Annotated in this window: 12 protein-coding genes; 8 read left to right on the forward strand and 4 right to left on the reverse strand. The window is 62.8% G+C overall.

From position 1 onward, the window contains the following. Positions 1-1627 precede the first annotated feature (1627 nt). From QWJ90_RS12560 to QWJ90_RS14890, 3 genes are read left to right on the forward strand one after another with little or no spacing between them, the layout of a single operon-like run. Positions 1628-3445 (forward strand): HsdM family class I SAM-dependent methyltransferase, encoded by a 1818-nt coding sequence (locus tag QWJ90_RS12560; protein WP_290108188.1) that lies wholly within the window; start codon positions 1628-1630, stop codon positions 3443-3445. Further along, positions 3442-4500: a restriction endonuclease subunit S gene (locus QWJ90_RS12565; protein WP_290108189.1), complete on the forward strand. Its 1059-nt coding sequence runs from the start codon at positions 3442-3444 to the stop codon at positions 4498-4500. Before QWJ90_RS12560 ends, QWJ90_RS12565 begins: the two co-directional genes overlap by 4 nt. Next, entirely contained in the window at positions 4497-4721 is a 225-nt protein-coding gene (locus QWJ90_RS14890) for a helix-turn-helix domain-containing protein (RefSeq protein ID WP_354670433.1), read from the forward strand. Before QWJ90_RS12565 ends, QWJ90_RS14890 begins: the two co-directional genes overlap by 4 nt. Positions 4722-5700: 979 nt before the next feature. On the opposite strand, the gene QWJ90_RS12570 is transcribed toward QWJ90_RS14890, so the two are convergent. Continuing rightward, on the reverse strand, positions 5701-6759 hold the full coding sequence (locus QWJ90_RS12570) for a hypothetical protein (protein WP_290108190.1): 1059 nt from the start codon (positions 6757-6759) through the stop codon (positions 5701-5703). 677 nt (positions 6760-7436) lie between these two features. Between QWJ90_RS12570 and QWJ90_RS12575 the strand changes: the two genes are divergently transcribed. The 4 genes from QWJ90_RS12575 to QWJ90_RS12590 all read left to right on the forward strand — a co-directional run bounded on the left by QWJ90_RS12575 (position 7437) and on the right by QWJ90_RS12590 (position 10307). Continuing rightward, on the forward strand, positions 7437-8333 hold the full coding sequence (locus tag QWJ90_RS12575) for an Abi family protein (RefSeq protein WP_290108191.1): 897 nt from the start codon (positions 7437-7439) through the stop codon (positions 8331-8333). Positions 8334-8661: 328 nt separating this feature from the next. Continuing rightward, positions 8662-9117 carry a GNAT family N-acetyltransferase gene (locus tag QWJ90_RS12580; RefSeq protein ID WP_290108192.1) on the forward strand — a complete coding sequence of 152 codons (456 nt, stop codon included), beginning with the start codon at positions 8662-8664 and terminating at the stop codon, positions 9115-9117. A 164-nt stretch (positions 9118-9281) separates the two neighbouring features. Beyond that, on the forward strand, positions 9282-9986 hold the full coding sequence (locus QWJ90_RS12585) for a hypothetical protein (RefSeq protein ID WP_290108193.1): 705 nt from the start codon (positions 9282-9284) through the stop codon (positions 9984-9986). Positions 9987-10055: 69 nt separating this feature from the next. Continuing rightward, positions 10056-10307 (forward strand): hypothetical protein, encoded by a 252-nt coding sequence (locus tag QWJ90_RS12590; RefSeq protein WP_290108194.1) that lies wholly within the window; start codon positions 10056-10058, stop codon positions 10305-10307. A 94-nt stretch (positions 10308-10401) separates the two neighbouring features. Here the strand turns inward: QWJ90_RS12590 and QWJ90_RS12595 are convergent, their stop codons facing one another. Then, positions 10402-10650 (reverse strand): GtrA family protein, encoded by a 249-nt coding sequence (locus QWJ90_RS12595; protein ID WP_290108196.1) that lies wholly within the window; start codon positions 10648-10650, stop codon positions 10402-10404. A 60-nt stretch (positions 10651-10710) separates the two neighbouring features. Between QWJ90_RS12595 and QWJ90_RS12600 the strand changes: the two genes are divergently transcribed. After that, a complete protein-coding gene (locus QWJ90_RS12600; RefSeq protein ID WP_290108197.1) occupies positions 10711-12108 on the forward strand; it encodes an IS30 family transposase in 1398 nt (465 codons plus the stop codon). Positions 12109-12456: 348 nt separating this feature from the next. On the opposite strand, the gene QWJ90_RS12605 is transcribed toward QWJ90_RS12600, so the two are convergent. Next, complete coding sequence (locus tag QWJ90_RS12605) at positions 12457-12852, reverse strand: hypothetical protein (protein WP_290108198.1); 396 nt, start codon at positions 12850-12852, stop codon at positions 12457-12459. A 322-nt stretch (positions 12853-13174) separates the two neighbouring features. Continuing rightward, positions 13175-14923, reverse strand: coding sequence for a Fic family protein (locus tag QWJ90_RS12610; RefSeq protein ID WP_290108199.1), 1749 nt, complete (start codon positions 14921-14923; stop codon positions 13175-13177). Positions 14924-15003 lie beyond the last annotated feature (80 nt).

Genomic DNA, 15003 nt, shown 5'->3' on the forward strand with positions numbered 1-15003 from the left:
GGCCGTCTCGCGACCCCTCCTCAGGAGGGGTGACCGAAATCTGGACACATTTGTCCCTGAGACGGTCACGCCTCGCCCACACTGCCGGGCGCCCCGGTGCCGAGGGGACTGCTCGAGCCCTATTTGAACGCCACGTCGGTGGATGGTTGTCTGCCGTGCTCCCGCGCGAATTGCTCTTTGCAGCTGAGCCGGAGACGACAGCGCCCGGTCGAGGGCCGAGCAGTCCGGCCGGCGGCCCCATGCGAGTGCCTCGTCGGCTGTCACGCTCTCTCAACGTCAGCGGCGAACACTCGGGGGCCGAGAACTTGAACGAGCACTCGCTTGAGGTCGCACAGCCGACCGAGCGCCGAGGTTCCAAGAACGAGACCCGCTCGGGGCATTCGCGCGCGTTTCAGGAGGGCAAGGGCTGGCACGACGGTCCAGATCGGATGGCGTGCATACACGCCGACCCTTCTACCGGCTCCGAGATGAAGGCCGACGAAGTCGTCTCCCGCGGGAAGGCCCGGCATCTCGGCCTGCGCGAGTACGATCTATTCGCGACGGATTTTGCCGGCCGCTACTGGTTTCCCGTCCAAGCCGACACAGGCCCGTTGCTGCCCAACGTATCGAAAGGCAAGCGGACAGAATCGTTCCCGCTTGACCGAATTTCGGGAGATCGACCCCGCCCTGTTCTGTGCCGCGTACACAACACCAGGCGGCACCCCAATCGAGAGTCTCGACATCGAACCAAGCCCGGGCGACCCGAACGACACCGCAGAGCTCTACCTCCGTGTTTTCATTCCGCACGAACCGGAGGCGGCCGTCCGGGTGGGCCGGCAAGCCAACGACGGGCGCTTCACGACCGTCCGCGACGACCTCCTTTGCTGCGCAGAACGGGCAATCAGACGACGTCGACCGATTTCTTCGACGCTCACCCGCCAACCGTCTACTTCCTCAACGGACTCTCGGCCGCTGGCCGGACTACGTTCGACCCACCTTGCCCCGACCGCTCTCTGCCTGACATCGACCGCTTCCCATTGGACTGGACGGGCACAGTGATCACTGCCGAGGCCCCAGACCAAAGAATCGTCCGTGCATCACCGGGTAGAGCAGGATCTGAACGGCACGCCTGTTCCAACGGTATGGAGCGATGGGTTCTCCTCAACGACGGCAGCGGAGAGACCGCCGACAACGTCGTCGTCGAACGTCTAGCAAGCGGTCGGATCGGTGTGGAGCTCTGGCACTCGAAACCGCCCGCGAACCCCCACGCTGGAGTACGAGTGAGAGACCTCGAGCAGGTCGCGCAGCAGGCAGCGAAGCGCCGTCGGCACATTATGGATCGCGGCTCTTGGCATCGAGCCAGCCGGAGGCTTGACGAACGCGAAGGGCGCTACTTGAAGTTTCATTCGCGCACGGAGCGAGTGGAGCGAGTGAGCCGATGTCGTACCCGAGTGGATGACCGCCGCATTCGCTCGGAGCGCCGCGAGTTCGCCGGACAGCAACAACACCTCCTCCGGCCTGACACCACTTCGGACCAAGGCATCGGGGACCCCCTCCAACGCACTCACGCGCGTTTTCCGCCACGAGGTCCTGTCCATTTGCCGGTAATCTGATTACATCATTTGTGCTGCAATCAGAGGAAGTTCCCATGGCGACAGAAGACCAGGTTAGAGATAAGGCAAGCGAGATCCTCGGGCTCGCCGGAGTCTCACCGAAGGTGGCACAGAGTGGTGTCGGCCAAATCACGACCATGAAGCAGCTCGGGTTTGGTGGTGAAGGCTCCTTCAACAAGCCCGATGGCTGGTATCTGCCGGTCGATAAGGGCGCGGTCGCTCTGGTGCTAGAAACCAAGGCGACCGGTTCCATGCCGATCGACGCGCCCGCCCTGCGCACGCAGGTCGAGAAGTACTGCGCGACAGTGCGTAGCCAGTACGATCTGGTCATCGGCATCGTCTACGACGGCGATCGCGCGCGGGCGTACGTCAACGGCAAGCCCCTGGACGTGCCCGACGAGCTCCAGACGAAGGAGTACTACTTCTCGAAGCTCACCGATCGACCGGTCGACAAGGCTCGCATCTACGAGCTGACGCAGCGCATCAACAACTCGCTTCACGGAGACTTCGGGGTCAAGAACCTGTACCACCGAATGATCTTCACGGCCTGTGCACTCGTCGCTCGTAGGTATGACGCCATCCTCGTTCGCGGCATGGACTACGGCGCTTTCCACAGCGGTATTCTCAGCGCGCTGAATAAGGCGATCCGGTCCGATGTGCAGCAGAACGCCAAGCTGTCGCTCCTCGCCGAGGTGTACTCAGACATTAAGATGAACGTTTCGACGGACGAGGACGATCCGCGGGCGGTCGCTCGGCTTACGAATCTGATCGGTGACTTCATCGACTGGGTCACCGAGATCTCCGGGCTCATCAACTCCAGCGCCTGGAACGGCGAGGACGTGATGGCGATCTTCTTTAACGAATTCAACCGTTACAAGAAGAAGAGCGAATCGGGCCAGATCTTCACCCCCGACCACATCACCGGCTTCATGTACCGCCTGCTCGGCGTCAATAAGGACGATCGGGTCCTCGACGCCTGTGCCGGATCTGGATCCTTCCTCGTTAAGTCGATGAGCAACATGATCCGGGAAGCCGGCGGTGTCAACACCGCCAAGGCTAAGCAGATCAAGGGGCGTCAACTTTACGGTATCGAGTTTGACCGGGAGATCTACGCGCTGGCGTGTGCGAATATGCTGATTCACAAGGACGGCAAGACCAACCTTGCCCACATGGACGCGCGCACGGAGTCGGCCGGAAGCTGGATCGAACAGACCGGCGCCACCAAGGTGCTCATGAACCCACCGTACGAAAACAAGTTCGGGTGCATGAAAATCGTCGAGAACGTTCTCGATCACGTCGACCGCGGAACCCTGTGCGGCTTCATCCTTCCGGACAAGAAGCTCGAGAAGACCAGCAAGGGTCACATGTCGCGCATCCTGCGTCATCATCGTCTCCTCAAGGTTGTCAAGCTGCCCGAGAATCTGTTCTTCGGGGTCGGTATCACCACGAGCGTCTTCATCTTCGAGGCGGGTAAGCCGCAGGACGGCAAGAAGTTCTTTGCTGTGAACATCGAGGACGATGGACTGATCACGGTAAAAAACCAGGGCCGTCACGATGTTCGTGGAAAGTGGCCCGCACTCGAGGACTACTGGGTTGACGCAATCGAACGCAACGACGACGGTGAATACGGAACCGGACAGTGGTTGGACCCAGCCAAGAGCCTGAGCTGGCAGGCGCCGTTGAAGCCGTTCGTACTGACCCACGAGGACCTCTCGCGCACAGCCATGGAATATGCCCTCTTCCGCCGGGGAATCGACGCCAAGGCACTTCGCGAACGACTGGGCCAGACCGCGCTGTACTCGGCGGAGGTGCAGGACGCGGGCACGACGATCAGGTTGGCGGTGCAGCGATGAAGCTGATCGACACGACCGAGTGGGGAGAATTCCGGATTGGAGACCTATTCCCCACGATCGAACGAGCGAAGCGCCGGACCCTCAACGACTATTCATCAGGCGAAACGCCCTATGTGACCAACAGCTCTATCAACAACGGCGTGTCGACCTACCTCCAGTCCAAGTCGGAGGCCGACATCGAGACCGGCGGCTGCATCACTGTGAACACGGTCGACGGGAGCGCCTTCTGGCAGGAAAGCGACTTCCTCGCGAACGGCAGTGGCAACGGTCTGCTGATGCTCCGCAATGAGCATCTCAACGAGCCTCGGGCGCTCTTCGTGTGCGGGGCTATCAAGGCGGCGCTTGAAGCTGGCTTCTCGGTCATGCTTACGGTGGACTCGGTCCGCAATGCCGTGATCCGCCTGCCCGCTGATTCGGCCGGCGACGCTGACTGGACGTTCATGGAGTCGTCAATGCGCGCGATCATGAATGAGCGCGATCACGCTCTGGAAACACTCTTCGCCATCTGGGATGCTCCGCGCCATGCGGTCGATACGAAGGACTGGGCCGAGTTCAAGGTCGTAAACCTGTTCACGACTATTGTTCGCGGGAAGTGCGGTCGGATTGGGCAGCTCCCGGACGGGGACACGCCTTATATCGCTGCAAGTTATGCGAACAACGGGCACATGCGCGATGTTCACGACCCCGACGGCTCGTTCACCAGTGAGGGAAATTGCATTGCCATGATCTCCGATGGCAATGGAGGAATCGGCCGGAACACCTACCAGGCCGCGCCCTTCGTTGGAAGCACCAATCTGCAGCTCGGTTATCAGCCGCAACTAAACGTGTGGAATGGGCTTTTCCTCGTCGCTTGCCTCGATAAGAGTGTCGAACGCTTCAACTACAACTTCGCATGGAAGCGCACGGGACACACGTTCCAGGAGGAGACCGTGTTGCTTCCAACGACGTCAAGCGGTGAGCCCGACTGGGCGTACATGGAGGTGACGATGCGCGTAGTGATGGAACAGCGAGAGCAAGCACTCGACCTACTCATGTCGCTAGAGGAGAGCAAGTGAGTCGCCCACCAGGCGTAGCTCGAGGGCTCGGTAAGGCGATCCAGGCTGCCCGTATCGGGCACGGCTGGTCACAAACGGATCTGGCGCACAAAGCTGGTCTCTCGAGGTCAACGGTCTCTCGAGTGGAACTAGGCGAAGAGCCATCGACAAGAACTCTCCTGTGCCTGACCGATGCGCTCGACCTTGTCTTCGACGTCCACCCGCGCCGTCCATCGAACTGAGCCTGTATCGCGCCTTCCACCGAACTTAGTACGAACCGATACGGGCGATTGCCAGTTTCGATTCGTCGGGGTGAAGTGAGATAGGGCTGAGCTGATGATGGGGATTCTGCGCGCGCCGAACCTGCTGGGGCCGTGACTTCTCGACGTCCATGCGTCGCCCCTGGTCTCGCGCAGCGGATCGCCCGCGCTGAGACGGGGCGGTTCTTGAAAGCGTAGTGACCGCCACGCGGAGCTGGTCGCCGGGATCGAACGGGTCTTCTGGTACCGAGACCTCAGCCCCTGCTTGCACGGGGACCGGCCAAACGAGCTGCGGGTGGTCGACTTCGCATACGTCCCGACGTGGTCGGGGATAGCGTTCACCGCGTTCGTCACCAATGGGCGGGTTTAATCGATCGTCGCAACACCTTGACCGGGGAGGTGTTCAACGATGGCGAAGGCGGACTGGAGCAGGAAGACCAGTGATGTGCCCGCACATGCGCGTCGGCAGTGGCTTGCGGATCGGGCGTTCCGGCCGCCCATGCGTTCGCCCAGGCGGGTGCGGGACCGGATTGGGTCCCCGAACGTAGTGCTGGTGACGAGTGTGGTGCAATTGCGTAACGCCGACAGGTGTGCATCCAGCGCTACCGTGTGGCTCGCCAACTCGCGTGGCCCTGATGCGCATGAATCCGTGCCACATCGGATCAACCCAGACCGAGCAGGACGACTCAGAGTGAGCATCGAAACGCGCGCCCGCTCATGCTGAGGAGCGCGCGTCAACGCGACGCCCTAGCGGCGAGTCTCAGCACGGGATCCCGCGGGGCGAATCCGCTCGATTCCAGCCTTCGCGAGGGCGTCTCGCTGCTGAACCAGCCTCTCTGTCGGTACTGACCGATGAAGATTTGATCTGCGCCCCTCAGCTGACCCGATGACGATGAACGCAGCCGGTTCGTTTGTGGTTCCAGCCATAGTTTGATTATGCACCCAACCACCGACAGCGGGGTCAACCAGGGTCAACGATCCGTTCAGAAAGCCAGGTCAGCACGTAGCCGACCGCGACGAAGGTCGTCAGCAGGACTGTACCGTCGAGCCCCCACTTCACGTACTCGAAGACGCCCTCGGGAGCGGCCAGAATCAGGACCAAAGACAAACCCAGGAAATAGGCGGAGAGAAAACCTGCTACACACCGAAGAGGAAGCAGTATGCGCGACACAATCGAACTCTCCGCGCCACGCGTAGCTAGACCGAAAAGCAGAGCAGGCGCGAGAGTGACGAGCGCGGTCACCGCCTCCTTGTTCTCAGAAGCTTTCTGCAACGCTTCCGGTAGGAACCGCATGAGCGCAAGGAGCGCGCTGGCGAGAACGAGATAGAGAAGCATCGTGGTTAGCAATCCAGGCCGCGCGAGCCTCAGATGGACAGTTACCAACGGCGCCGCCAACGAGCTCCCTGCGACGTGAAGGTGGCCGATCGGCTCAGGCTCTGGCAGACGAGGACGCGCGCCAGCTTCGCCCGGAATCATGCCGGTCACGAGTAGGCCCCGCGGAGCGGGCACCTCAAGGTGATAGCTCTGCGCAGTATCGACGCCGGGCACCTCTACAAGCATCTGTGACGAGCAGTACCCGAGCGCGGACCATGCCCTGCGGAAGGAACTACCCGGCACTCGAGCCCTCGATCCTTCCCAGTGGTATGAGAACTTCAGGACTTGGCGCGTTGTCGCTCTCTCGATAGGCACCAGCGCACACAGGAGAAAGTTCTCGGCGAAATCGTTGATGGTCGCCTGCAGAGTCTCGTTCAGTGGAAGACGGAGGATAAGCGATCTCGCCGCTTCTCGTGCTCCGTCAGCATCGGAGCACGCGATCTCGTAGACAGTTTCCCACAGAACTCCATCGTTCAATGAGTCATAGCGATCAGCTCGGCTGTCGATCGGAACGTGCGTCGACGCTTGAATAAGCGCGTAAAGGGCTGCAGCAGAAAGCATTGCATTCTCGCCCCTACTTAGAATCGGAAGCACCCGACCTTCGTCGTCCGTCACGTCGAGATCACGAATGAGTCCCTTCCGCATCAAGGCGAGTGGGACGACAGACTGGGACGGTTTCAACCACTGCCATAGATGACTAGGGTCGACATCTGCCCAAGGAACCACAAGTGGAGAGCAGTCGATGGACACGCGACGTCGCGCGCGTTCCCCCTCAAGCAGCGCTAGTGATTCCACTTTCCGGTGCACCCAACCGGGCCAGTCCAGCACCGCGCGGGCGATTGGCGTACCCACGAGTCTCAGGAATCGGGGGAAGGGGGTCCTTCTGGTAGCTCGTCCACTTAGATCCGTCTTGTTCTCTTGCGAGCGGAGCAGTCGCCCCTTTGCAAGCCATCTCAAAGATATCGTTCCTGCGTGTAATCGCAGGCTGCGGTAAGGGTGTTGGGAATCGAGCGAGCGCCGCGACCTAGAGGGACTCGCCGATAGTCATCATAAGTGTGATTATCGATGGTTTCGATTCGCAGGGGTGAAGTGAGATGGGGCTGAGCTGATACCTGCGTGACAGGAGGCTCGCCGACCCGATCGAGACGCGGCAGGAGGTCTTCGGCGGCCGGCGATTGCGGCCCCTAACGGACTCCAGCGACCGCGAGCGGCGCTTGGCGCCTCACCGGGCCAGGTTGAGATACGCTGGAACCAATCGACCCCCTCCCAAGCCTCTCCACGGAAGCTCAAATGGGAGGGGCCTTTTCATTCCCGGGGTACGAGTGAGCGCGAAGAAGAGCCTGTCGCCGGCCGAGCATGTTGAGCTTCTCGCCAGCCGAGGCTTGGCCATTCAGGACCCCGCCGACTGCGAGTCGTTCCTCAGAGCTCACAACTACTACCGGTTCTCGGGGTACGCGCGGTACTTCCAACGCGCGCCGCACTACGGCGACAACCAGTTCAAACAGGGCACCTCGTTTGATGCGATCCGTAACGTGTATACGGGCGATGCGGAGCTGCGGACCGTCCTCGCCGGGGCACTGGCTGATGCTGAGCTAGTCTTACGGACCCACTTCACGCGTGTCATCGCCGACTCGTACTCGCCGTACGGGCGCTACCTGCAGGACGACTTCTACACCGAAGTCGGCCAAGGCGAGCGCACGATCGATGCATGCATGCGCGACATCGAGCGGAGCAAGGACCGGCACATCCGCCGCTTCCTCGACAACGGTGACCCGCTGCCGGTGTGGTCCGCAGTCGAGGCATGGTCGTTCGGCACACTGTCGAAGGCAATCGAGCGCGCAGACGGCGGCGCAGTAGCTGATGCGGTCGCCTCCAGCATGGGCGTCGCTAAGGCGGGGTTTGCCTACCGTGTGCGAGCGCTGGTGTATCTGCGCAATCGCTGCGCCCACCACAGCAGGCTCTGGAACCACTCCGTGCTCGACGCCGGCCCGACGCCGAACAACGTCCGTGTGAAGGCCAAGCGCGTCGCTGGTCAGTTCGAGCCGCGATCCGTGCTCGACGTGGTCGCCAGCCTCGATGACATCGTGACCCGCGCGTACGGAGCAGTTGCTGCTCCGGCCGTGCTCCCAATGCTCGTTGCGCAGCACGGCGCCGGCTCGCTCGTCATGAAGGGGCTCGCAGCGCCGATATCGCCGCGCGACAGCAACAACCACAGCTGATTTAGCGCGTTCCGGACGGTCCGCTGCTTCGGCGTGGGCACCGCGAGTCGCGTGGGAGTCCTCTCCCCCTCGGCTACCCGCTTCCTGCTCTCTCATGATGGCCTGCGGATAGCTTCAGAGCCTGTAGCGTTTGAGGCACCTTCACCGGGCAATTTTGCGGGACAGGTATACGGGAATCGAGCCGGTCAGACGGCACTTCGAATCCTCGGCCCGCCCGACGGTCGAAGCGCGCGTAGCGGTGAACCACCGGCTATCGATACACCGTCCGACCATCTCACGGGGGCCCCAGCCGGATGAACCCTTTGACCCTCGCTAGTACATTCGTAGGGTGAAGGTGCGCCTGCTCGACGTCGATGACTCTGCCGCTCTCGTTCCCCTCCTCGACCAGCTCGGGTATCCGTCTTCGGAACAGGCCATCCGTGATCGCCTCGAGTTCCTACTGTCCGACGCCGCGGTCGGCTGCTGGGTCGCTGAAGACGACGCCGGGCTCGCGGGCCTGCTAACCGGCCAGCTCAGCCGGAGCATCGAGACCGACGGGCCGACAGCACGTCTGACGGCGCTCGTCGTCGACGAACGCGCGCGTGGGCAAGGGACGGCGCGGCTGCTGACGGCAGCGTTCGAGGACTGGGCACGAAGCAATGGCGCTACCAAGGCCGGGCTGAGTTCGAACACGAGCCGTGCAGACGCGCATTCTGCGTACCGGAAGCTCGGGTGGACCAACACGGCGTTGGGCTTCACCAAGGATCTCTCCGACCCCGGCGCAGTGGATGAGGCAGTGGCGTGAGTGGATTGATCGCGGTGAGCGGGGCCCAAGCAGATGAGGGCACGGACCGCCCCCCGAAATCAGTCCGGTGAAGGATCCTTCACCGGGACAGGCACGGCGGAGTCTCACGGACCGACGTCGTCAGAAGGCTTCCGCCTTAGCGCAAAGTGCCCGAGACTGACCGGGTGCAATACGTCGAAGTAGCTCCCGAAAACATGCCTGACCCGCGCGTCGAGGCGCTCGAGAAGCTGCGTGAAATGCCAGTGCCCGCGATGACGCTCATCCCACAGCCTCATGCGGAGCTGTCGGACCTTCCTGGTATCCAACAGAGCCGGGACAGTCGCGGGATAAGCGAAATGTCCGTCAGCTTCAGTTACACACTCATTCGCAACCCGGAGGACCGGTCGTCGCCCGAGAACCTCACCACGCTCGATGAGGACACGAAGCGGGCGCTCGACGAGTTCCCGTCCTCATCGTCCCGGCCGGAATGGCTCACCGAGCTAACGGAGCAGCTGCGCTACCCGCGACTTTGGGAAGCTGTGCGCACGAGTTGGTTCCGGGATGAGACCGACTATTCCACGCCCGATGCCGTCTTAGTCGAGCACGTGAACCACGTCCTGCGAAACAGCTACCGAGCCGAGCGCGGGCTGGAGGGCCGTGCGGGAAGCCTGCCTCCTGCTCCCGATGTCACGACACGTGCAGTCCAGCACCACGGGTCGCTGACGCTGGAAGGCGTTCCTCTCAACGCCCTCGTCGTCGACACGGACCCGCACGTCTACGCCATCGGTGCAACGACACGCAATGGCGGCATCGTCACCGTCGTTCTCCCGCGTGAGGAAATTGAACGCATCCAGGTCGAGCTTCAGGCACACCTCCCAACCGTCCGATAGACAATCCTTCACCGGTACATCTCGGCGGCGTCTCTCGACTACGAGCCGCGATGAGCGCAGGGTGGATGCATGAGCTCACCCGACTGGACGATCGACTACAGCACCATGCCCCTCGGGCTGTCACAAGAACAACGCGAGTTGCTGGACGAGATCGAACGGACGCTGCTTTCCTTCGGTCAACGACCCGCCGATCCTCAGTTGGCGATCGCGGCGGTGGCACCGCTCGTGACGGCACTTGCTGCGACGGGACTAGCTGCCGAGCAAATCGCCGACAACTCTCGCATCCGGCCCGCCGCAGTCAAGGAGATCCTGTCCCGTTAGAGAATCGTCTATCGGGACACCTTGTCGAACTCGACCTCGGCCATCTGCGACAGCCCCTTTCTGTCGCCCTCCGAAGCCAACTCGGCGCGCCGTGTCACTTCTCGTTCTTGCGACGGAAGGAGAACCGGCTGTGGTGAAACCAGCTGGCTACGGCGGAGAACACGGTGAAGGCCAGCTGCGCGACGATCTTGTCCCATCCGAGCAGAAGCGTGAGCGGTGGGACAAGCGCGATGTTCAGCACGAACGTTCCGACGTAGAACAGTAGAAACCGAGATAGGTCCAGCCAGAGGTGTCCGCTTACTTGGAAGACGAGCTTCCGATACAGGACGAATGCACTCAGCACGCTGGAGGCAGGGCGGATTCAATCGGTCGTCGCAACACCTCGTGATCGTGGAGGTGTCAGATGGTTCGTCGTCAGCAGGCAGCGGATCGGGCGATCCGGCCGAAGCTTCGGTCGCCTGGTCATCCAAAGTTCCAACGGCACGTCGAGGCGGCGTTCTGGGCGGAGATCGCCAAGGGACTGTTGCCCATCGAGGCTGCTGCCGTGGTCGGCGTGGCGCAAGCGGTCGGTCAGCGGTGGTTCCGCAACGCTGGCGGCATGCCGCCGTTCGATCTGAAGTTCAAGCCAACAGGGCGCTATCTGTCGTTCGCTGAGCGGGAGGAGATCGCGCTCCTGCGTGCTCAGGGAAGCGGGGTGCGTGAGATCGCCCGGACTATAGGCCGTGACCCGGGAACGATCTCCCGAGAGCTGCGCCGCAATGCGGCCGTCCGCTACGGAAGTCGCGGGTATCGAGCATCGGTCGCGCAATGGAAGGCCGACATGGCCGCGAAGCGTCCGAAGGTCGCGAAGCTGGTCACGAACGTCCGGTTGCATGCCTACGTCCACGAGCGGCTATCCGGGCAGATCACGACGTGCGATGGCAAGGTGATCGTTGGTCCCGAGCCTCCGCGGTTCACGGGGATCAACAAGCCACACCGCAAGCACCGCCGGTGGTCGACGGCGTGGAGTCCGGAGCAGATCAGCAACCGACTCAAGGTCGACTTCCCAGATGACGAGTCCATGCGCATCAGCCATGAGGCGATCTACCAGTCGCTCTACATTCAGGGCCGAGGCGCGCTCAAACGCGAGCTCGTCTGGTGTCTGCGCACCGGCCGGGCACTACGCGCACCGCGGGAACGGTCACGTCGTAAGACGTGGGCCCATGTCACTCCCGGAACTCTGATCAGCGAACGTCCCGCAGAAGCTGAGGACCGCGCTGTTCCCGGCCATTGGGAAGGGGATCTGCTGATCGGGCTCGAGCGCTCAGCGATCGGCACCGTCGTCGACCGCGCGACCAGGTTCACCATGCTGGTCCACCTTCCGCGCGAGGAGGGATACCGGCACAAGGAGACACCTAAGAACGGCCCCGCACTGGCCGGCTATGGCGCGATCACGATGAAGAACGCGCTGGCGAGCACGATGTCGACACTTCCCGCCCAACTGGCGAGGTCGTTGACCTGGGATCGCGGCAAGGAGATGTCCGCTCACGCGAAGTTCACGGTCGAGACCGGCATCCCGGTGTTCTTCGCCGATCCGCAGTCGCCTTGGCAGCGCGGCACGAACGAGAACACCAACGGGCTGCTGCGTCAGTTCTTCCCCAAGGGCACCGATCTGTCTTGCTGGTCGGCCGAGGAGATCGAAGCCGTCGCTCACGCGCTGAACACCAGACCCCGCAAATCGCTGGACTGGAAGACCCCCGCCGAGGCGTTCAACGAGCAGCTACTCTTGCTCCAACAAGGCGGTGTTGCATCGACCGGTTGAACCTGGTCAGTTGCGCAGGCGATGATGGCAAACACGCTCCAAGCTGGGCCATCCGGCCACCACGCGTCGAACAGGAACGTGAACAGGACGAACCACAAGAACCCGACCGCAGTGTTGACGCCGCCGACGATGAGGAACGCAAGACGGCGGTCTCGGACGAGGCGCAGAAGCGGTCCATCAGGGCCGCTCATCCCGGCGACTCGATCGCTCGCGCGGACTTTCAGCGGCTCCTTCATGGAGCCTCCAGGATAGGACAGCACCAACGGCATCCCCTGCGACTGGCTTGAAGCCGACGTGAAGGCGAAGGAGCAGGCCGAAACCGGAGTCAGTGTCCCGGTGAAGGATCGTCTATCGGGACGATTCCTCCAGCGCGATTTGTGCGGGCACCGAGTCGGGCGGGAGTCTGTCACCGAACCATCCGACGCGTTCGCCTGTCGGCACGAGCTCGTGTAGCCAGGGTGAAGGGCGCTCCTGGCCCATACCCGACGGCTCACCGATCTCGACGATCATCGCGGACGCGAGGTCGTCGGGACTGTTCGAGTCGAAAGCTCCATGCAGCCAGCGCATGTCGAAGATGTGCCCCGAGAGGGTGAATGCCGGACGCTCTCGATAGATGACGATGGCGTAGCGGTCATCGACATACGCGAGCACTTCGATACGCAGCGGCGGCCAGCGCTTCGCTGCGCGCTCCATCGCGCGCAGGAAGAGCACCACCGGAGGCTCGGGATTCGCCTCGCTCACCATCAGGAGCTCCCCTCGCCGCTCAAGATCCCCAAAGCACCGAGGATACCCAGCGCCGCGATCCTCGAGTGTCCCGGTGAAGGATCCTTCACATGGACATTGCAGCCGGTAGCCTGAGCGGCATGCTGGCGGAGGTACGGGCGCACGATCTTGACCTCTCTACCCGTCGCCGCGGCTGTCGGGGCGTTACTCGGGGTGGCCATGTATCTCTCCGGCAACTCCGGGTATCACTCAGAGGGCGGCTGGGGAACGTTAGCTTCAAGAGTTCGGGGAGGTGCTCCGCACCTGGCGGAAGATCCACCGCCACGGTCACCGTAGGTCGTCCTCACAGTTGCGGCTCGCCGCGATCGCGTGGGGCATCGGTACCAGCGTGACCGTCACCAAGTCCATAACGATCGAGCTTGAGCTCCCGCAGCTCAGGGTTCCTCTTGAACATCGCCTGACGACCTGGCCTGTGATCGTTCTCTGCTCTGGCGAATGGGGCGTCCGCGGCGGAGTCTGCGGCGATGTCCAGCCATGACGACGCGGCGTTGCCTTCCTCGCTCATCTCCTCGAAGGTCGGAACTGGAAGCTCGTCGACTTCTCCCGGGTGAAGGATTCTGAGGTACTTGCCTCGGCGCTCGGCGACGCCGGCTTCGTACATCGCGTCGGTGACGAGGCAGTATCTGCTGCCGTCCTTCATCGTCGAGAAATCGCCGACGGAGACCCAGCGCTGCGCGTGCTCGAGAACGCGGTGCAGTCCCTCGGGGCCGAGATCGGCGGTCGCCCTGGTCAGCGCCGAGAGGTAGTCGGTGCGCAGGACCGTCGGGACGATGATCCGGTGCTGGCCGGCTGCGACGAGCTCGCCGTTCATCGCGATGCGCGCGGAGCGCCCGTTGCCGTCGACGAACGGGTGGACCTCGCTGACGAGGAACATCATGTACACGGCGCGCTGGAACGGATCCGTGAGGATCTGTCCCTCCTCCCATCCGGCGCGCAGGGTTCCCGGCACCTGGTCGGGGTCGACGAACGTCGTCATCCCGGCTCTGTTGGCCCCCTGCTTCCACATTCCCGGGAGCTTGTCGGGGCGGCCGGCCATGACGACGCGGTGGCGGTCGCGGAGCATGTCCATGAACTCAGCGGCGTCTGTGGGAACGCGGTGCATCTCCGTCTCGTCGGAGATGATCTGCCAGGTGCCGCGCATGTCGTGGGCGTCCTCAGGCTTGCCGACGTCCTCGCCGGCGAACACCACGCGCTCGGCCTCGTCGACGGTCAGCGTCGAGCCCTCGATGTAGTTGGAGAAGTACGCCTCGTAGAACGCCACGTACTTCATACGAGAGACGTCCTCGACGTAGCGCTGCACGAGCTTCTGCCGCGACAGATCCTCCGCGATTTGCCTGAAGCGGATCATGCGCTGGACGTCGTAGGACTCCCTGCGCTGCGCGGCCTTCATCGCACGACTCGTCGTGTCGACCGTGTTCCGCTCCCCACGAGCCGCTTCGACGAACACCTTGATGGAGGCGGCGGCGACCTTGTTCACGTCACGAGACACCGCCTCCAGGATGTTGTCGACCTGCGAACGCGTGGACGTCGTGACCATCCGGACGACCTGGTCGTGAAGCTCTTCGCGGGTCAGGCGGCGGCGCACGGCGCCCGGCCGGCCGCGCTGCTCGGCGTTGTCGATGAGGGCTCGGGCAGGGCTCGATGCATAGAGCTTTCCCTGGAGATCGAGGGGTTGGTCATCCACGCGACGGTGGCTCTTGTTGCCATCCGGGTAGATCGTGAGTCCGGGAAGCTCCAAAGGTGACACGCGGGGGTGGCTGACGAACAGCTCCCCGTCCACCGGGCGGAGGGTGAACCCCGAGCGCTCCGAGATGACGGCCGTCGGCAGAAGGCGTCCGACGATCTCCTGCCACTTCGCGGCGACGATGTCCTCGGGGGCTGAGCCGACGGCATCGGTCCATACACCTCGAGCCAGTGGCATGATGAGGCCGTCCTGGACTCGTCGCTGACGGGCTCGCGTCGAGGTGAAGTCCTCAGCCAGGAAGATCTTGGCGGCATGGGGCGCGATGCGCGCACTTCGTCGGATATTCATCGCTCGATCCACCCCTTGCGCGTAGTTCGCCACTAAATACTACGGCGTTACCGCGTAGTTTGCGCCATAAATCTGCTCAC

This window comes from Microbacterium oryzae (genome assembly GCF_030406385.1).
GTDB classification, from domain to species: domain Bacteria; phylum Actinomycetota; class Actinomycetes; order Actinomycetales; family Microbacteriaceae; genus Microbacterium; species Microbacterium oryzae_A.

What these genes read in the sequence shown, in the direction of transcription:
- QWJ90_RS12590 (WP_290108194.1), top strand. Translation starts at nt 10,056, where the DNA reads ATGAGCTCACCCGACTGGACGATCGACTACAGCACCATGCCCCTCGGG.
- QWJ90_RS12560 (WP_290108188.1), top strand. Translation starts at nt 1,628, where the DNA reads ATGGCGACAGAAGACCAGGTTAGAGATAAGGCAAGCGAGATCCTCGGG.
- QWJ90_RS12565 (WP_290108189.1), top strand. Translation starts at nt 3,442, where the DNA reads ATGAAGCTGATCGACACGACCGAGTGGGGAGAATTCCGGATTGGAGAC.
- QWJ90_RS12600 (WP_290108197.1), top strand. Translation starts at nt 10,711, where the DNA reads ATGGTTCGTCGTCAGCAGGCAGCGGATCGGGCGATCCGGCCGAAGCTT.
- QWJ90_RS12610 (WP_290108199.1), bottom strand. Translation starts at nt 14,923, where the DNA reads ATGAATATCCGACGAAGTGCGCGCATCGCGCCCCATGCCGCCAAGATC.
- QWJ90_RS12570 (WP_290108190.1), bottom strand. Translation starts at nt 6,759, where the DNA reads ATGCGGAAGGGACTCATTCGTGATCTCGACGTGACGGACGACGAAGGT.
- QWJ90_RS12605 (WP_290108198.1), bottom strand. Translation starts at nt 12,852, where the DNA reads ATGGTGAGCGAGGCGAATCCCGAGCCTCCGGTGGTGCTCTTCCTGCGC.